14 protein-coding genes are annotated in these 17,242 nt (G+C 73.4%); 9 read left to right on the plus strand and 5 right to left on the minus strand.

The window, feature by feature from the left end; translation table 11 throughout:
- Positions 1-182: 182 nt before the first annotated feature.
- On the minus strand, positions 183-560 hold the full coding sequence (locus E1193_RS21115; RefSeq protein ID WP_132184936.1) for an FKBP-type peptidyl-prolyl cis-trans isomerase: 378 nt from the start codon (positions 558-560) through the stop codon (positions 183-185).
- 653 nt (positions 561-1,213) lie between these two features.
- Between E1193_RS21115 and E1193_RS21120 the strand changes: the two genes are divergently transcribed.
- A complete protein-coding gene (locus tag E1193_RS21120) occupies positions 1,214-2,473 on the plus strand; it encodes a hypothetical protein (protein WP_132184925.1) in 1,260 nt (419 codons plus the stop codon).
- A 170-nt stretch (positions 2,474-2,643) separates the two neighbouring features.
- On the opposite strand, the gene E1193_RS21125 is transcribed toward E1193_RS21120, so the two are convergent.
- Positions 2,644-2,991, minus strand: coding sequence for an Lsr2 family protein (locus tag E1193_RS21125; RefSeq protein ID WP_132184926.1), 348 nt, complete (start codon positions 2,989-2,991; stop codon positions 2,644-2,646).
- Positions 2,992-3,319: 328 nt separating this feature from the next.
- On the opposite strand from E1193_RS21125, the gene lon reads away from it, so the two are divergent.
- The gene (gene lon / locus E1193_RS21130; RefSeq protein ID WP_132184927.1) at positions 3,320-5,656 is read left to right on the plus strand and encodes an endopeptidase La; all 2,337 of its coding nucleotides are present in this window, start codon (positions 3,320-3,322) and stop codon (positions 5,654-5,656) included.
- A gap of 54 nt (positions 5,657-5,710) precedes the next feature.
- Here lon and E1193_RS21135 read toward each other — a convergent pair whose 3' ends face one another.
- Both E1193_RS21135 and E1193_RS32020 read right to left on the minus strand, forming a co-directional pair.
- Complete coding sequence (locus E1193_RS21135) at positions 5,711-7,507, minus strand: DEAD/DEAH box helicase (RefSeq protein ID WP_132184928.1); 1,797 nt, start codon at positions 7,505-7,507, stop codon at positions 5,711-5,713.
- Between the two features lie 69 nt (positions 7,508-7,576).
- Positions 7,577-7,750, minus strand: coding sequence for a hypothetical protein (locus E1193_RS32020; protein WP_165945792.1), 174 nt, complete (start codon positions 7,748-7,750; stop codon positions 7,577-7,579).
- Between E1193_RS32020 and E1193_RS21140 the strand changes: the two genes are divergently transcribed.
- Both E1193_RS21140 and E1193_RS21145 read left to right on the plus strand, forming a co-directional pair.
- Positions 7,743-8,117 carry a response regulator transcription factor gene (locus E1193_RS21140; RefSeq protein ID WP_243707816.1) on the plus strand — a complete coding sequence of 125 codons (375 nt, stop codon included), beginning with the start codon at positions 7,743-7,745 and terminating at the stop codon, positions 8,115-8,117. The genes E1193_RS32020 and E1193_RS21140 overlap by 8 nt on opposite strands.
- A 230-nt stretch (positions 8,118-8,347) precedes the next feature.
- Positions 8,348-9,283 (plus strand): DUF5715 family protein, encoded by a 936-nt coding sequence (locus E1193_RS21145; protein WP_132184929.1) that lies wholly within the window; start codon positions 8,348-8,350, stop codon positions 9,281-9,283.
- 98 nt (positions 9,284-9,381) lie between these two features.
- Here the strand turns inward: E1193_RS21145 and E1193_RS21150 are convergent, their stop codons facing one another.
- A complete protein-coding gene (locus E1193_RS21150; RefSeq protein WP_132184930.1) occupies positions 9,382-10,863 on the minus strand; it encodes a hypothetical protein in 1,482 nt (493 codons plus the stop codon).
- Between the two features lie 140 nt (positions 10,864-11,003).
- Between E1193_RS21150 and E1193_RS21155 the strand changes: the two genes are divergently transcribed.
- The 5 genes from E1193_RS21155 to E1193_RS21175 all read left to right on the plus strand — a co-directional run bounded on the left by E1193_RS21155 (position 11,004) and on the right by E1193_RS21175 (position 17,113).
- Positions 11,004-11,687, plus strand: a complete 684-nt coding sequence (locus tag E1193_RS21155) for a DUF305 domain-containing protein (protein WP_132184931.1) — start codon at positions 11,004-11,006, stop codon at positions 11,685-11,687.
- 95 nt (positions 11,688-11,782) lie between these two features.
- Positions 11,783-13,015 (plus strand): histidine kinase, encoded by a 1,233-nt coding sequence (locus E1193_RS21160; RefSeq protein ID WP_132184932.1) that lies wholly within the window; start codon positions 11,783-11,785, stop codon positions 13,013-13,015.
- Positions 13,012-13,674, plus strand: coding sequence for a response regulator transcription factor (locus tag E1193_RS21165; RefSeq protein WP_132184933.1), 663 nt, complete (start codon positions 13,012-13,014; stop codon positions 13,672-13,674). Before E1193_RS21160 ends, E1193_RS21165 begins: the two co-directional genes overlap by 4 nt.
- A gap of 152 nt (positions 13,675-13,826) precedes the next feature.
- Positions 13,827-14,633, plus strand: a complete 807-nt coding sequence (locus tag E1193_RS21170; protein ID WP_132184934.1) for an ABC transporter ATP-binding protein — start codon at positions 13,827-13,829, stop codon at positions 14,631-14,633.
- 5 nt (positions 14,634-14,638) lie between these two features.
- Positions 14,639-17,113 (plus strand): ABC transporter permease, encoded by a 2,475-nt coding sequence (locus tag E1193_RS21175; RefSeq protein ID WP_132184935.1) that lies wholly within the window; start codon positions 14,639-14,641, stop codon positions 17,111-17,113.
- Positions 17,114-17,242: the final 129 nt, after the last annotated feature.

Below are 17,242 nucleotides of genomic sequence, written 5' to 3' on the forward strand. Positions count from 1 at the left end.
ATCGACAAGCGCCGCCCGCACACGCCGCGCGTGCCCGTCCCGGCGTGGCAGGCGGAACGGCCCGGCGAGACCATCGCCGGGCCGCTGTGCCGGTGCAACGTTGGGGCTGCTCTAGGCACCGGAGGCTGTCGGGTGGCGGAGTGAGGCGGCAGCGGCGACCCGGTGGGGTTGCGCCGTGACGGTCAGCGGACGCCCACCAGGTCGACGACGAAGACCAGGGTCTCGTTCGGCCTGATCACTCCGCCGGCGCCCCGGGCACCGTAGCCCAGGTGCGGCGGGATCGTCAGCCGGCGACGGCCCCCGACCTTCATGCCCACCACGCCCTGGTCCCAGCCGGCGATGACCTGGCCACCGCCGAGTGGGAACTGGAAGGTCTCGCCCCGGTTCCACGAGGCGTCGAACTCCCGGCCCGTGGAGTGCGACACCCCGACGTAGTGCACCTCGGCCAGTTGGCCCGGCCGCGCCTCGGGGCCGTCGCCCACGTTGATGTCCTCGACGACGAGGTCGGCCGGGGGCGCGCCCTCGATCGGGCCGACCTCGGGCTTGCCTGCCTGCGGCATGGTCATCTTGTTCTCCTGCGCTTGGGCCGGAGGTTCGCCCGTACGGCGTGCCCACGGCCGTCCATCGTCCGGTCACCGTCGATCCTGCCCGATCGTGTGCCGCCGATCCCGCTCGGACCCCGCGGCGCCGGTGACCCCACCGTCACCGATGAGGCGTCCCGGCCGCGGCCGGTGCCGTGCGTCGGCGTCGGGCCGTTCATCCGGGCGGGCCACATGGTGCACGGGCGCCGGCGACTGGGCGAGCTGGTGGCCCGTCGCCCGGCGGGATGACCGGGCACCAGTGGAGTTCAGCCACCCGGGACGAGTTCGACCACGTCGTCTGCGCGGTGGCGGGCGGTCTGCCGCGCCTGGCCGTGTCGATCGCCTTTCGTCATGGTGCCGTGACTCGGTGTCCCGGTCCGGCCGCCGGGAAAGATTCGCGGACGAATCCTCGATCCGGGTTGAACCATCACCCGAAGGGCTCCGTACCTAAGCGGGAATGGACACGGATCTTCCAGCCGCGCCACCCGACGCGGCGGACGGTGCGCCAGGCATCGTCGGCCATCGACGTGCGACCGGAACGTCGCAGTGATCCTGACGGGGGACCCACCCCGCATTCCGTCGGCCCGACGGGATCACGAGTCAGGTACCGGATCGAGAAGGAGAGCAATTCGATGCGCAGGACCTCAGGGGCGCGCCGGCCTGCCGGCAGCGCGCGGAGCAAGCGGCTGTTCGCGGCGGTCGGCGCGCTCGCGGTCTTCGGTGGTATCGCCGCCGTGACCCAGATCTCGTCGGCCGGCGAGCGCCGGCAGTCGGCGAACACCCGCACGGTTTCGTCGAACTGTGTGCAGCCGAGCCCCGGCTCCACCTCGCCGGGTGGCCGGACCAGCACCACCCAGACCTGGCAGAACGGCCGCTGGGTGCGTAACCACTGGGGTGACGGCCAGATGTCGGTCGCCGAGTGCCAGTCGGTCAAGGCCGGCAACGCCCCGGTGACGACCCTCGCCTCCGGTGTGTCCTGCCCCGACGTGACCGGCCGACTTCCGCAGATCCCCGCGCAGGCCCGCAACGAGGTCGACCGGAACCTGGCCCTGCTGAAGACGCAGATCGACGAGGCGAACAGGCGACTGGCCGCCGAAGGCAACAAGGGGCAGAACTTCATCAACAACACCATCCTCGGCCCGCTGGCCGGGAAGCGGCGCGCGGCCTTGGACCGGATCGCCATCGCGATCGGCCGGGTGGCGCAGCGACCGCAGGGCCTCGAGCAGCTCGCCACCTGCACCGTCGCCGCCCAGGGCAACGTCAACAACGGCGGCCAGAACGGCGGCAACAACAACGGCGGCAACAACAACGGCGGCAACAACAACGGCGGCAACAACGGCAACGCCCTCCAGGCCCTCGCCAAGGACTGCGGCAACAGCCGGCTCCAGGCGCACGACGGTTTCCAGAACGGCAACCGCTGCGTGAGCACCGCGTTCGGTGAGGTCGGCGCGGCGGCCAACAACCCGTCCCTGCTGATCACGCAGTTCCCGAACCAGGTCCGCCGCAACCAGGCGTTCACCCTGCGGGTCTCCACCCGCAACCTGGTCCGGGACCGCTTCCTCGCCGCCGGTCAGGGTGGCTACTACCTGGAGAGCTCGGTCCTCAACGGCGAGGGCCTCAACCGTGGGCACTTCCACACCGCCTGCCGGATGCTGCAGAGCACCGACAGCGCGCCGACGAACCCGGAGGCCGTGCCGGCCTTCTTCGTCGCGACCGAGGACGGCCGCGGTGGTCGCCAGGCCGACGAAGTGGTGATCCAGGTCCCGGGTCTGCCGCAGAACGGCACCGCGCAGTGCGCGGTCTGGGCCGGCGACGGCTCGCACCGGGTGCCGATGATGGAGCGGGCCAACCAGACCCCCGCCTTCGACGTGGTGCGAATCCAGGTCAACTGACCCGGCGTACGTGAGGCCTGCGGGCCGCTCGGACATCGTCCGGGCGGCCCGCAGGCGTTCGCGTGCTCGGCGCACGGAAGGGTGAAAATTGCGAACAGCGCGAAAGCGCCGGGATCGGCCCTGATTTCCGAGCGTGATCCCGGCGCGGCGGACGGTGACCTGTCGGACCGTCAGCGGTTCTTCCACGCCTCCACGACGTTGACCGGGATGCGCCCACGCTCGGAAATCTCGTAGCCGTTCTTGGCGGCCCATTCCCGGATGGCCCGGTTCTGCTCGCGGTCCATTCCGGAGACCGCGGCGCGACCCGGGTGGCGAGCCGGGCGGCCGGCTTCCACGGTGCCCCGACCCAACCGTCGGCCAGCGGTGATATACGGGTCCAGCGACTTGCGAAGGACCCCCGCGTTCTCGTCGGAGAGGTCGATGGTGTATGCCACGCCGTCCAGACTGAACTCGACCGTCCGATCAGCCTTTCCGCCGTCGAGGTCGTCGGTCAGAACGGTGATTACTTTTCTTGCCATCGCCATTACTCCCTGTGTGGGCGGTGTGTGGCTAAGAGTTTGACCTATCCCGAGGCAAATCCGCAACAATGTGCGTCGCTTTCATTTGGCGAGTCGCCCAATCGTTGGAAAACCGCGTACGGTCAATGCTCCGGGCGGGGGCCCGCGTCGGCAGGCCGGCCCGCCACCGCCGCCTCGGCGCGGGTCGGCTGCCCGGCGGGACGTGCGGGAGGTGCTGCCCGATCGCCGGCCCGCCATGCGGCGGTGTGCTGGGTCACAGCCAGGAACAAAGGGGACGTCGGGTTACTTGAGCCTGACACGCTCAACTCAACGTGATAGCAGGTGTTCGATGGCAACCCTTCCGGTACTTCCCCTGACCGACGTCGTCCTGCTGCCCGGCATGGTCATCCCGGTGACCCTCGACCCGACCACCCAGGCCGCGGTCGACGCGGCCCGCGCCACCGGCGACCAGAGGCTCCTCGCCGTGCCCCGCATCGACGGCGAGTACGGCCCCGTCGGCGTGATCGCCACCCTTGAGAAGGTGGGCCGGCTGCCCGACGGCGAGCCGGCCGCCGTGGTCCGCGGCCTCGCCCGGGCCCGCATCGGCTCCGGTGTGCCCGGCCCCGGCGCGGCCCTCTGGGTCGAGGCGACCCCGCTCGACGAACCCGCCCCGGCCGGCCGGGCCCGGGAACTGGCCCGCGAGTACCGCGCGCTGATGACCTCCGTCCTCCAGCAGCGCGGGGCGTGGCAGGTCATCGACGCGATGGAGCGGATGACCGACCTCTCCGAGCTGGCCGACGCGGCCGGCTACGCGCCCTGGCTCAGCCTGGCGCAGAAGACCGAACTGCTCGCCGCGCCGGACGTCACCGCCCGGCTCGAACTGCTGGTCGGCTGGGTGAAGGACCACCTGGCCGAGCAGGAGGTCACCGAACAGATCAACAACGACGTGCGCGAAGGGCTGGAGAAGTCCCAGCGGGAGTTCCTGCTCCGTCAACAGCTCGCCGCCATCCGAAAGGAACTCGGCGAGGACGAACCCGACGGCTCCGCCGACTACCGGGCCCGCGTCGAGGCCGCCGACCTGCCCGACAAGGTACGCGAGGCGGCGCTGCGCGAGGTGGGCAAGCTGGAACGTGCCAGCGACGCCTCCCCGGAGGCGGGTTGGATTCGCACCTGGCTGGACACGGTGCTGGAGATGCCGTGGACCGCGCGTACCCAGGACAACACCGACCTGGCCGCGGCCCGTGCGGTGCTCGACGCCGACCACGCCGGCCTGGCCGACGTGAAGGACCGCATCCTGGAGTACCTCGCGGTGCGTAACCGCCGCGCCGAGCGCAACCTCGGCGTGGTCGGCGGACGCGGCTCCGGCGCGGTGCTCGCCCTGGCCGGCCCACCCGGGGTCGGCAAGACCAGCCTCGGGGAGTCCGTGGCCCGGGCGCTGGGCCGCAACTTCGTCCGGGTGTCCCTCGGCGGCGTCCGCGACGAGGCGGAGATCCGCGGCCACCGGCGCACCTACGTGGGCGCGCTGCCCGGCCGGATCGTCCGCGCGCTGCGCGAGGCCGGCTCGATGAACCCGGTCGTGCTCCTCGACGAGGTGGACAAGCTTGCCGTCGGCTACTCCGGCGACCCGGCCGCGGCCCTGCTCGAGGTCCTCGATCCGGCGCAGAACCACACCTTCCGGGACCACTACCTGGAGGTCGACCTCGACCTGTCCGACGTGCTCTTCCTCGCCACCGCCAACGTGGTGGAGACCATCCCCGGCCCGCTGCTGGACCGGATGGAGCTGGTCACCCTGGACGGCTACACCGAGGACGAGAAGGTGGCCATCGCCCGCGACCACCTGCTGCCCCGGCAGCGGGAACGGGCCGGGCTCACCGCCGACGAGGTGACTGTCGACGACGCCGCACTCGCCCGGATCGCGGGGGAACACACCCGGGAGGCCGGCGTCCGGCAGCTGGAGCGCGCCCTGGCGAAGATCCTGCGCAAGGTCGCGGTCGCCCTGGCCACCGACCCCGGGCCGGTGCGGGTGAACCCCGACAACCTGGCCCGCTATCTGGGCCGGCCCAGGCACACCCCGGAGTCGGCGGAACGGACCTCCGTGCCGGGCGTGGCCACCGGACTGGCCGTCACCGGCGCCGGCGGGGACGTCCTCTTCGTCGAGGCGACCAGCATGGAGGGCGAGCCGGGGCTGACGCTGACCGGCCAGCTCGGCGACGTGATGAAGGAGTCCGCGCACATCGCGCTGTCGTACCTGCGCTCCAACGGGCGGCGGCTCGGGCTCGACCCGAACGCCCTCGCCGGACGACGGATCCACCTGCACGTCCCGGCGGGCGCGGTGCCCAAGGACGGCCCCAGCGCCGGCATCACCATGGTCACCGCGCTGGCGTCACTGGCCAGCGGCCGGCCGGTACGTCCCGAGTTCGGGATGACCGGCGAGGTCACCCTCTCCGGCCGGGTGCTGCCCATCGGCGGGGTGAAGCAGAAGCTGCTCGCCGCCCACCGGGCCGGCCTGACCGAGGTGATCATCCCGAAGCGCAACGAACCGGACCTGGACGACCTGCCCGCCGAGGTCCGCGCGGCGCTGACCGTGCACACTCTCGCCGATGTCGCCGACGTGCTGGCCCTGGCGCTGCGCCCGGCCGACGTGGACGCAGGCACGCTCGGCGGCCAGGCGCTCAGCGCGGCCTGACGGTCCGACGTCCCCCGTCCGTGCCCCTCGGCACGGACGGGGGACGCGACGGCGTCAGTAGCGGTCTCGCCGGTCACCGCCGGCGAAGTCCCGGCTCCGGCGTTCGCGTCGGTCATCGCCGTCGAACCGGCGCTCACCGCCGCCGTCGCCGTCGCGATCCCGGCGAACGGTCGCCTTGCGGCCCTTGATGGTGCTGCCGCGCAGTCCGGTGATCACCTCGTCGGCCATCCCGACCGGCACCTCCACCAGAGAGAACCGGTCGGCGATCTCGATCGAGCCGATGTCCCGCCCGCTGACCCGGGTCTCCCCGGTGATGGCGCCCACCAGGTCCTGCGGGCGGACGCCGGCGCGCCGGCCCACACCGATGAAGACCTGGGTCGTGCCGCCGGTGCCGGGGCGGCCCGGCCGGCGCTCGCCGCCGCGGCCCTCGTGCCCCGGTCGGGTCTCGCGCGGCGGGCGGACCGCGACCTGCGGGATCTCCTCCTCGTCGTCGGAGCCCGGCAGGGCGGCCTCGTGGGCCAGCTTCACCGCCGCGAGCGCGACCTCCATCATGTCGAACTCGTCCGACAGCGACTCCACGATCACCCGGAACGGCTCCAGGTCGTCCTCGAGCAGCGACTCCCGCAGCGCCGCCTGGGTCAGCTCCAGCCGGCGGGTCCGCAGGTCGGCCACCGTCGGGAGCTTGTCGATCGCGATCCGCTGCCCGGTCACCCGCTCGATCGTCTTGAGCATCCGGTGCTCGCGCGGTTCGGCGAGGGTGATCGCCACGCCCTCCCGGCCGGCCCGGCCGACCCGGCCGATCCGGTGCACGTACGACTCCGGCGCCGACGGCACGTCGTAGTTCACCACGTGGGTGAGCTGCTCGACGTCCAGCCCACGGGCCGCCACGTCGGTGGCGACCAGCAGGTCGGCGGTGCCGGAGCGCAACCGGCCCATCACCCGGTCCCGCTGCTCCTGACTCATCCCACCGTGCAGCGCCTCGGCCCGGTAGCCGCGGCCGTTCATCGTCTCGGTGAGCCGGTCCACCTCCTCCCGGCTGCGGCAGAAGACGATCGCCGCGGTGGGCGACTCGACGTCCAGGACCCGACCCAACGCGGCCGGCTTGTGCGCCCGGGCCACGATGTACGCGCTCTGCCGCACCCGGGGCGCCTCGCCGGCCACCGGCCGCTCCCGCTCGATCTGGATCCGCACCGGGTCGGTCAGGTGCTGGCGGGCCAGCCCGTCGATCCGCGACGGCATGGTGGCGGAGAAGAGCACCGTCTGCCGCTGCGCGGGGGCGTGCTCCAGGATCGCCTCGATGTCCTCGGCGAAGCCCATGTCGAGCATCTCGTCGGCCTCGTCGAGCACCACCGTGGTCACGTCGGTCAGGCGCAGCGTGCCCCGGGCGATGTGGTCCAGCGCCCGCCCCGGGGTGGCCACCACCACGTCCACGCCCATGTCCAGCGCGCGCAGCTGCCGGCCGATCGGCTGGCCGCCGTAGATCGGCAGCACCCGGGTACCCAGGTCCTTGCCGTAGCGGTGGAACGCCTCCGACACCTGCACCGCCAGCTCCCGGGTGGGCACCAGCACCAGCGACACCGGGTCCCCGCCGCCGCGTCCGTCCGGCATCCGTTGCAGCAGCGGCAGCGCGAACGCGGCCGTCTTGCCGGTGCCGGTGGCGGCCTGGCCGAGCAGGTCCTGACCGGCCAGCAGCGGGGGGATCGCCTCCCGTTGGATCGGGGTCGGCTCCTCGTAGCCCAGCGCGGCGAGCGCGCCGAGCAACTCGGCGCGCAGCCCGAGGTCCGCGAAGGCGCTCGCCTCGTCGGAGCCGGTGGGGATTCGGGGGGCGGTCGGTTCGGGTGCGGAACTCATGGGCAAAGCTTTTCATCACCCCGAGCGGTCCGCTCAGGCGACCACCACAAATCGTCGTTCCCGCCAGGCTCAGCCGACGATGGCGAGCACCGTGGTCAGCCCGAGGGCGAGGTCGCCGCCAACCAGCGGGCCGGCCCGCCGTCGGCGACGGCCGCCAGCACGGCCAGCGCCGACCACCCGAGCAGGCCGGCGAGCTGGGACGCCTTCGTGCCGGGTCGCGCTGCCCTCCTGCGCGGTGGTCATCCTCACCGGGCACGGCCGCCCGGGACACCTGGGTCGGGCGCTCGCGGCGGGGGCGCGCGGTTTCCTGGCCAAGGGCGCCCCCGGCGGCGCCCTCGCCGACGTGGTCCGCCGGGTACACGCCGGCGCCCGGTACGTCGACCCGGCGCTGGCCGCCGACGCGTTGACCCTGCCGCCCTGCCCGCTCACGGCCCGGGAGCTGGAGACCATCCGGCTGGCCGGGCACGGCAGCCCGGTCGCGGTGATCGCCCGGCGTACCCACCTCGCCTCGGGGACGGTGCGCAACCACCTGAGCGCGTCCGTGCAGAAACTCGGGGCGGCCGACCGCACCGAGGCGGTGCGGATCGCCCGCGAGGCCGGCTGGCTCTAGTCCGGGCTGAAGGAGACGGTGCGCGGCTTCGCCGCTCCTGGTAGCCCCACCCCGGCTGCTACGAACTCAAGCGCAGCCGCAGCCGCGACCTCGGACGCCTTCGACTGATCGACGGTGGTAGGCGTCGCACTTGGGGCTATATAAGGGGATTTTCGAATCCTCTGCGCTTTCAGGTGCTTACGGTGTGTCTCAGGGCCGTTCACGCCAGGCCGTTGAGGGAGGACCAGTCCATGCGCATGCCCAGCCGCAGCTCCGGACACGAGCCGTCCGCCACCTCGCCGGCCCCGGCGCGGTGGCCCCGCCCGCCCCTGCCTAGCCTCGACGCGTACCGCGAGGCGGTCGCCGACCTGCTGGTCGAGGTCGCCGCGCTGGCCGAGACCTCCTCCACCTCGGCCCGCCAGGTCCTGCTCGACCAACGGATGCGCGACCCGGCGATCGCCGCGGTGCTCGACGCCACCCCGCAGGGCTTCGTCGGCGCCCGGGAGACGCTGCTGCTGGAGATGGCCCGCTACCAGCCCGACGAGCACAGCTCGGCTGGTGACCTCACCGCCCTGGTCCGGATCTACCTGCTCTCCCGCATCGACATCATGTGGTGGCGCGACGCTCTCCCCCTGCTCACCGACGAGCAGGTGACCAGCCACCCCGACCTGGTGGACCTGGAGTGGTTGCGGCGACGGGGGCTGATCGCCTTCCGCTACCAGGAGCAGCCCCGCACGCTGCTCGGCCGGGGGGTGCGGGCGGTCCGTCGCCGGCTGTGGCCCGACGCCGTCCCGAGTGCCGCCGGGGTGCGGTTCCGTCGGGCCCGCCGGGAGATCGTGGCCCTGCTCAACGACGTCGCCCGGGAGTTCGACCGGGCGACCCCGGCGGGCACCCCGCCGCTCTGGGTCACCAGCCTGGTCCGCAGCGCCGAGCAGCAGTACCAGCTGCGCCGCCTCGGGTACGCGGCGATGGTGCCCAGCGGCCACTGTCTGGGCTGGGCCGTCGACGTGGAGCTGAGCTGGTTCGCCCGCTTCGGCGCCCGGGACACCCTGGCCGAGATCCTGCTCGCCCGGCAGGCAGCCGGTGAGCTGAACGTCGTCGACGAGGGGCATGCCTGGCACCTGTGCCTCGCCCCGGCCGCCCGCGCCCGGTTCCGCTCGGCGTACGAAGCCGAGATGGGAGCCTGAGACGGATGTGCGGGAGATGTCCGTTGTGGACGACGACGCCCGGCCGGGCGACGGCCCGGCCCCCCGGTGGGGGCCGGGCAGTCGTGAGGTGACAGTCCCTACCAGCTGAGGTAGCCGGCCTGGGTCTGCACGTTCAGTTCCTTGACCCGGACGAGGTGGGCTGTCCAGGTCCGCCAGTCGTTCAGCTCCAGCACGTCCAGGCCCTTCTGGATGTCGCTGGAGTAGATGTGCCCGTTGTAGTAGTACGTCGACCAGGCGCCGCCGGTGGTGAGCTGGGTGTCCGACAGCGGGCCCCGGTCCCAGTACGCGATCTCCTTCGGCTTGGCCGAGTCGGTGAAGTCCCACACCGAGACGCCACCCTGGTACCACGCCTGCACCATGATGTCGCGGCCGAGCACCGGGATCAGCGAGCCGTTGTGCGCCACGCAGTTTTCCGTGTCGGCGTTGGTGCGTGGGATCTTGTAGTAGCTGCGGAAGACCATCTTCCGGGCGTCACCGTGGCCGGTGATGTCGTAGATGGCGTTCGCGCCGCGGTTCGGGCCGATGGCCTCGTTGCAGGTGGCCGCGCCGCCGCCGCCCAACTCGTCGGTGAAGACCACCTTGGTGCCGGCGTTGTTGAACGTGGCCGAGTGCCAGAACGCGAAGTTCACCGTGTCCCGTACCCGGTTGATCACCCGGGGCGCCTCGCGGTCGCGGATGTCCAGCAGGATGCCGTCACCCATGCAGGCGCCGGCGGCGAGGTCCTTCGCCGGGTACGCGGTGATGTCGTGGCATCCGCTGGTCGCCGAGGCCTTCCCCGGAACGCCCTCGTACCCGCCGTCGGGAGGGGGGAAGAGGTTCGGGGTGGCCACCACGGCGGCGTCGGTGGGCTTCTTCAGCGGCACCTTGACGATCGAGATGGAGTCGTGCGGCGGCTGGCAGTCCGGGAAGTCGGCCCGCGGGCTGTACGACGAGACGTACAGGTAGACCGTCTTGCGGTCCTTGCCCGGGACCAGGGTGTGGGTGTGCGAGCCGCAGGCGGTCTCCACCGACTTGATGTAGCGCGGCGCGGTCTTGTCGCTGATGTCGAAGACCTTGATGCCCTCCCAGGACTCCTTCACCGAGGCCGACTGCGACGTGCTGGTGCAGGAGTCGTCGCTGCGCGAGGAGTCGGTGGAGAGGAAGAGCAGGTTGCCGTGGACGGAGATGTCGTTCTGCGAGCCGGGGCAGAGCACCTGCGACACGATCTTCGGGGCGCTGGGCCGGCCGATGTCGTAGATGACGAACCCGTTGTAGTTGCCGACGAAGGCGTACCGGCCCTGGAAGGCGATGTCGGTGCCGAACGCGCTCGCGGTGTCGAACGGCGCCTGCTTGGGCAGGTTGGCGATCTGGCGCAGGTTGGGGCTGCTGGAGATCTCGCCGACGCCGAGACCGGGGTCGTTGGTGGCCGGTGCGGCGGTGACCGCGGCGACCGCCTCCGCGTCGGGCGTCGCGGCCGCGCTGCTGGCGGGGGCGGTGGTGAGGCTGGCGGCCAGCAGGCCGGTGGCGAGGACGCCGAGCATCCGCGTCCGCCGTCGTCGGTGGAGGGTGAGACTGATCATCGGCGAAGCCCTTCGGGCAGGGGGTGATGATGCTCCACACCCTACTTCCTAACGAGGAGCGTCGATGTGATCCGGGTCACACTTTGTGGCTGTGGCCACTGGATACGATCGGCGCTACCTCGACCGGAGGGGGAATCCGCATGACCGCCCGACGTGGACGGATCCTGCTCGTCGTCACACTCTCGGCCGTGCTGTTGGTGGCCCTGGGGTTCACGCTGCGCCCCGCCGCCCGGCGCGCTCCCGCGACCGCCGGCCCGACCGCCGTCGTCACCCCGTCCCCGGCGCCGACCGACGGCCCTCCGGTCATCGTGCCCGGCCGCCCCGGCGAGTCCGCGGTCGCCCGTTCCGCCCACGAGGTCCGCGACGCCGCGCCGCCGCACCACAACTCCCTCGACATCTGGTTTGTCCGGATGATGATTCCGCACCACGAGCAGGCCCTGGAGATGGCCCGGCTAGCCCCGGGCCGGGCCGCCAGCCCGGGGATCAAGGCGATCGCCGACCGGATCAGCGCCGCCCAGGGGCCGGAGATCGGCATGATGCGCGGCTGGCTCAGCTCCCGCGGCCTCTCCGCCGAGGTGTCCGGCCACGACCACGGCACGATGCGCGGCATGCAGTCGCCCGAAGCGGTCCGCCGGCTCGCCGACGCCCGGGGCGCCGACTTCGACCGGCTCTTCGTGCAGATGATGACCGAGCACCACCAGGGCGCGGTGACGATGGCCACCGACCTGCTCGGCGTGGGCGCGGACCGGCAGCTCAACGAGTTCGCCAACTCCGTCGCCACCGAGCAGGCCGTCGAGATCGACCGGATGCGCGAACTCGTCTGAGCCGCCGCCCGACCCGACGGGTGCGACGCCCCGACCGATCACCACTCGGCCGGCGGCGAGCGGGCGTATCGACGCTGCTGAGGCCCGTAGGCTGGGTGACCGTGAACCGTACGATCCTCGGCCGCCCGCTGCGCTCCGTCGCCTTCGACGTGCTCGTCTCCGGGGTCGTGGCGCTCTTCGCCGTGGCCGGCGTGGTGCAGCCGGCTGGCGTGCAGGCCACCCTGGTCGGCTGCGCCATGGCTGTCGCCCTGGTGTTCCGTCGGGCGCACCCGTCCGCCGTGGCCGCGGCGGTGGCCGTGCTCGCCCTGGTCCAGGTGGTCGCCGGCTGGGGGCCGCTCGCCTACGACATCGGCGTGCTGATCGCCCTCTACAGTGTGGTCAAGTACGCCGACCGGCTCCGCGACGGCGTGCTCGCCGGCGTCGTCGCGGGCGCCGGCGTGCTGGTGGCCGCCTCGCAGACGGAAAGCGACCTGGCCTGGTGGGTCACCGCGGGGTATTTCGGACTGGTCACCGGTGGGGTCTGGCTGGCGGCGCTGAACGTTCGCACCCGCCGGCTGTACGTGCTCACCCTGGAGGAGCGGGCCGCCACCCTGGAACGCGAGCGGGAGGCCGAGGCACGCGCCGCGGTCGCCGGGGAACGGGCCCGGATGGCCCGCGAGCTGCACGACGTGGTGGCGCACAGCATGGCCGTGATGATCGTCCAGGCCGACGGGGCCCGGTTCATGCTCGACCGGGACCCGGAGACCGCCAAGGTGGCGGTCAAGGTGGTCGCCGACACCGGCCGGCAGGCGCTGGAGGAGATGCGCCGGCTGGTGGACGTACTGCGGGAGCAGAGCCCGCCGGAGCCGGCCGCCGCGCCCGGCGTGGCGGATCCGGACGGCGTCGGGGTCGCCGAGCCGGAGCACCGACGGCCGGTGGCCGCCGAGCTGCCCGCCTTGCTGGACCGCTTTCGCGACGCCGGCCTGCGGGTCCGGCACACCGTCCGGGGCGAACCGCCGGCCCTGCCCCCGGGGCTGGACCTCACCGTCTACCGGGTGGTGCAGGAGGCGCTGACCAACACCCTCAAGCACGCCGGGGTGGGCGCCGACGTCACGGTCACCCTCGACCACGGCCCGGTCGCCGTCGTGGTCCGGGTCGACGATGACGGGCACGGCCGCCCGCCGGTGGCTCCCAGGCCGTCCGGCGGCCACGGCCTGATCGGTATGCGCGAGCGGATCGGCGTGTACGACGGCAGTCTCACCGCCGGCCCCCGACCTGCCGGGGGCTGGCAGATCGAGGCGCGGCTGCCGCTACCGTCGACGCCCGGGACGGAGGTGATCGCGGCATGACGGTGCGGGTGGTGATCGTGGACGACCAGGCGCTGGTCCGCGCCGGGTTCCGGATGGTGCTTGGCTCCCAGCCCGACCTGGTGGTCGTCGGCGAGGCGATCGACGGCGCGGACGCGCTGCGGGTGCTCGCCCGCACCGAGGCGGACGTGGTGGTGATGGACGTCCGGATGCCGACCATGGACGGGGTGGAGGCGACCCGGCGGATCTGCCGGGACAACCCCGACGCACCCCGGGTACTGGTGCTCACCACCTTCGACACCGAGGCCGACGCGTTCGCCGCGCTCCAGGCCGGGGCGAGCGGCTTCCTGCTCAAGAACGTGCCTCCGGAGGAGCTGCTCGCCGCGATCCGGGTGGTCGCCGCCGGGGACTCGGTGGTCGCGCCGTCGATCACCCGCCGGCTGCTCGACCGGTTCGCCGGCCGGCTCGGGGCCGGGCCGGCCGAGAACCCCCGGCTGGCCCAGCTCACCGCGCGGGAGCGGGAGATCCTGCTGCTCGTCGCCCAGGGGCTGTCCAACGCCGAGATCGCCGCCCGGGTGCACGTGGCCGAGGCGACCGTGAAGACCCACGTCGGGCGGATCCTGGCCAAGCTGCGGCTGCGCGACCGGGTGCAGGCGGTGGTGCTGGCGTACGAGAGCGGGCTGGTCACCCCGGGCGGCTGAGCGGGCGCGTCCGCCACGGGTCGTACGGGATCGCCCGGACAGGGGCGACCCGGGGCGTACCGACCTCGACCACGCGGGCGGACGCCACCGCCGGCCGCGCTGCCTAGCGTCGGAGACGTACCTGACCACCGACTGCACGGGGAGCAACCCGCATGTCTCTCGCCCCACCCTTGGCCCGAACCGGCGTCGCGGTCGCCGCCCGCGGCCTGCGCAAGGAGTACGGCCACGCCGCCGCCCGCGTCGTCGCGCTCGACGGCGTCGACGTCGACCTCGCCGCCGGCGTGTTCCACGCCGTCATGGGTCCGTCCGGCTCCGGCAAGTCGACCCTGCTGCACTGCCTGGCCGGCCTCGACAGCCCCACCTCCGGCACGGTGCGCATCGGCGACACCGACACCGCCCGCCTCGACGACCGGCGGCTCACCCTGCTGCGGCGCGACCGGGTCGGCTTCGTCTTCCAGAGGTTCAACCTGCTGCCGGCGCTGACCGCCGAGCAGAACATCGTGCTGCCGCTGGCCATCGCCGGCCGCCGGCCCGAGTCGGCCTGGCTGCGGCGGGTGGTTGCCGCCGTCGGGCTCACCGACCGGTTGGGGCACCGGCCCGGTGAGCTTTCCGGCGGCCAGCAGCAGCGGGTCGCGGTGGCCCGCGCCCTGGTCACCCGCCCGGAGGTGATCTTCGCCGACGAGCCGACCGGCAACCTCGACTCCCGCTCCGGCGTGGAGGTGCTGCGACTGCTCCGGGAGGCCGTCGACACCCTCGGCCAGACCGTGGTCATGGTGACCCACGATCCGGTCGCCGCCGCGTTCGCCGACCGGGTGGTCTTCCTCGCCGACGGCCGGCCGGTGCGGGAACTCACCGCGCCCACCGCCGGGCGGGTGCTGGACACGCTCGCCGACCTGGACCGCACGGCCGGCCCGGACGGCTGTCGGGTCACCACGCCCGACGCCGGGCGGGGGCGGTGACGGGCATGATCCGGACCACCCTGCGGTCGCTGCGCGCCGACGCGCTGCGGCTGCTGCTCTCGGCCCTGGCCATCGTGCTCGGCGTGGCCTTCGTCGCCGGCACCCTGATGGTCACCGACGGCATGAAGGCCGGCGCGTACGCCCGGGCCGGTGCCTTCGACCGGCACACCGACGTCGGCGTCTACGCCGACGACCAGCCCCTCCCGCCGGCCCTGGTCGACCGGGTGCGCGCGGTCGACGGGGTGGCCGCCGCCGAGGGGGAACTGATCGGCTCGGCCGGTCTGGTCGGCTCCGACGGCCGGCCGGTGCTCGGCTACGCCGTGCTCGCCGCCGTCCCCACCGACCCGGCCCTGCGCTCGTACGACGTGACCGCCGGCCGGCTGCCGGACCGCCCCGGCGAGGTCGTCCTCGACGCCCCCACCGTCGAGGAGGAGGGCTTCGCCCTCGGCGCCCCGGTCCTCGTCGGTGGCGTGAGCGGGGCCGCTCGGCCGTACACCCTGGTCGGCGCCGTCGACGTGGCGGGCACCTCCCGTGACGTGGGCGGTCCCTTCATCGGCCTGGTCGGTGCCGACGCCCTCGCCGTGACCGGCGAGCGGGGGTACGGCCGGATCATGGTGGCTGCCACCCCCGGCACCTCCCCGGCGGCGCTGGCCGGGCGGCTGACCGGGGTGGCCGGCCCCGGCACGACGGTGTGGAACCGGCAGCAGATCCTCGACGCGGCAGTCGAGGACGCGGTACGCGACCTGGAGCAGTTCGGCTGGGTCCTGCTGTCCTTCGCCGGGGTCGCCGTGGTGGTGGCCGGCTTCGTCATCGCCAACACCTTCGCCATCGTGCTCGCCCAGCGGATCCGTCGCACCGCCCTGCTGCGGCTGGTCGGCGCCACCCGGGGGCAGGTCTTCCGGGCGGCGCTGCTGGAGGCGGCGCTGCTGGGCCTGGCCACCTCCGCGCTCGGCGTGCTGGCCGGCGCCGGTCTGGCCGCCGGCATGACCGCCGCGCTGTCCACGCTGGACGTGCCGGTCCCGGCCGGACCGGCCCTGACCGGGTCGACCGTGCTGCTCTGCCTGCTGCTGGGCACCGGCATCACCGTGGCGGCCGCGTACCTGCCGGCGTGGCAGGGCTCCCGGGTTGCTCCGGTGGCCGCGCTCACCGACTCGTCCATACAGGTCACCCGCGGGGCGGGCCGGACACGCCTGGCGATCGGCGCGGTCGTCTCCGTCGCCGGGGTCGCGGCGCTGGGGTCCGCCGCCACCGTCGGCCAGATCGTGCTGGTCGCCCTCGGCGGAGTGCTGATCTTCTTCGGCATCGTGCTCCACGGGCCGGTGCTGGTGCCCGCCCTGGTCCGGCTCTTCGGCGCGCCGGTCCGGCGGGTGCTCGGCGTCACCGGCGCCCTGGCGGTGGCCAACGCCGTGCGCAACCCCCGCCGGGTCTCCGCCACCGCCACCGCCCTGGTCATCGGCATCGGCCTGGTCTCGGCGTTCGTGGTCGGGGCGGGCAGCGTCAAGGTGGGCATCGAGCGCAGCGTGGACGCGCAGGTCGGGGTGGACTACCTGGTTACCGGCGTCGGCGGCGACCTGCCGGCCACGCTCGCCGACGAGTTGGCCGCCCGCCCCGAGTTGGGTGTGGTGCACGAGCACCGCAGCCAGGTCGCCGATGGCGTCGAGATCCGGTCCGCCCACCCCGAGCTGGTCGAGCGCAGCCTGTCCGGCGTGGTCACCGGGGACGTCGACGACCTGCGGCGCGGCACGGTGTTGGTGCACCGCGAGCTGGCCGAGGCCCGTGGCTGGACGGTCGGTTCACCGGTCGACCTGGCCGGGCGGACTTTCCGGGTGGCCGCGGTGGTCACCGCCGACGAGCTGTCCCCGGCGCGGGTGCCGGCGGGTCACCTGGTGGACCTGGTCAGCGCCGACTTCGCCGCCCTCTTCCCGGCCGAACGCGGGCACCTGGCAGAGGTCGACCCGGCGGCCGGGGTGAGCCCCGAGCGGGCCCGCGCGGCCGTCGAGGCGGTCGTCGCCCGCTACCCCACGGTCAACCTGATGGACCAGGCCGCATACAAGAAGACGCTCACCGGCACCGTGGACATGCTGCTGGCCTTCGTCACCGCGCTGCTCGGCCTGGCCGTGGTGATCGCGTTGGTCGGCGTCGCGAACACGCTCAGCCTCTCGGTCGTCGAACGGACCCGCGAGAACGCGGTGCTGCGTGCCGTCGGCCTGACCCGGGCACGGATGCGGGCGATGCTGGCGGTGGAGGCGGTGCTGACGGCACTGGTCGGGGCGGTGCTCGGCGTGGTGTTGGGCATCGGGGTCAGCGCGGGCGCGATGGCCTTCGTGGCGAAGATCGGCGGCGGCTTCACGCTGGTGCTGCCCTGGGGGCGGCTCGCGGTGGTCCTCGCGGTGGCGGTGCTCGCCGCGCTGGCCGCCTCGGTGCTGCCGGCCCGTCGCGCGCTGGCCCGGCCGGTCGTGGAGGCGCTCGGCGTGGAGTGAGCGGGTGCGCCGGGTCGGTGCCGTCGCGCTGACCCGGCGTACGGCTGCGGCGGTCAGGTGCCGGGCGGTGGATCCCCGGCCGGCGGTGCCGTCGTGGTGGGTGGCGGGTCGACGGGCGCGGTGGTGGGC

This window comes from Micromonospora sp. KC606 (assembly GCF_004348675.1).
In the GTDB taxonomy this organism is placed as follows: Bacteria; Actinomycetota; Actinomycetes; order Mycobacteriales; family Micromonosporaceae; genus Micromonospora.

Excerpts from the sequence above, each read along its gene's own strand:
- E1193_RS21115 (WP_132184936.1), bottom strand. The coding sequence starts at position 560 with ATGCCGCAGGCAGGCAAGCCCGAGGTCGGCCCGATCGAGGGCGCGCCC.
- E1193_RS21120 (WP_132184925.1), top strand. The coding sequence starts at position 1,214 with ATGCGCAGGACCTCAGGGGCGCGCCGGCCTGCCGGCAGCGCGCGGAGC.
- E1193_RS21125 (WP_132184926.1), bottom strand. The coding sequence starts at position 2,991 with ATGGCAAGAAAAGTAATCACCGTTCTGACCGACGACCTCGACGGCGGA.
- lon (WP_132184927.1), top strand. The coding sequence starts at position 3,320 with ATGGCAACCCTTCCGGTACTTCCCCTGACCGACGTCGTCCTGCTGCCC.
- E1193_RS21135 (WP_132184928.1), bottom strand. The coding sequence starts at position 7,507 with ATGAGTTCCGCACCCGAACCGACCGCCCCCCGAATCCCCACCGGCTCC.
- E1193_RS32020 (WP_165945792.1), bottom strand. The coding sequence starts at position 7,750 with ATGACCACCGCGCAGGAGGGCAGCGCGACCCGGCACGAAGGCGTCCCA.
- E1193_RS21145 (WP_132184929.1), top strand. The coding sequence starts at position 8,348 with ATGCGCATGCCCAGCCGCAGCTCCGGACACGAGCCGTCCGCCACCTCG.
- E1193_RS21150 (WP_132184930.1), bottom strand. The coding sequence starts at position 10,863 with ATGATCAGTCTCACCCTCCACCGACGACGGCGGACGCGGATGCTCGGC.
- E1193_RS21155 (WP_132184931.1), top strand. The coding sequence starts at position 11,004 with ATGACCGCCCGACGTGGACGGATCCTGCTCGTCGTCACACTCTCGGCC.
- E1193_RS21165 (WP_132184933.1), top strand. The coding sequence starts at position 13,012 with ATGACGGTGCGGGTGGTGATCGTGGACGACCAGGCGCTGGTCCGCGCC.
- E1193_RS21170 (WP_132184934.1), top strand. The coding sequence starts at position 13,827 with ATGTCTCTCGCCCCACCCTTGGCCCGAACCGGCGTCGCGGTCGCCGCC.
- E1193_RS21175 (WP_132184935.1), top strand. The coding sequence starts at position 14,639 with ATGATCCGGACCACCCTGCGGTCGCTGCGCGCCGACGCGCTGCGGCTG.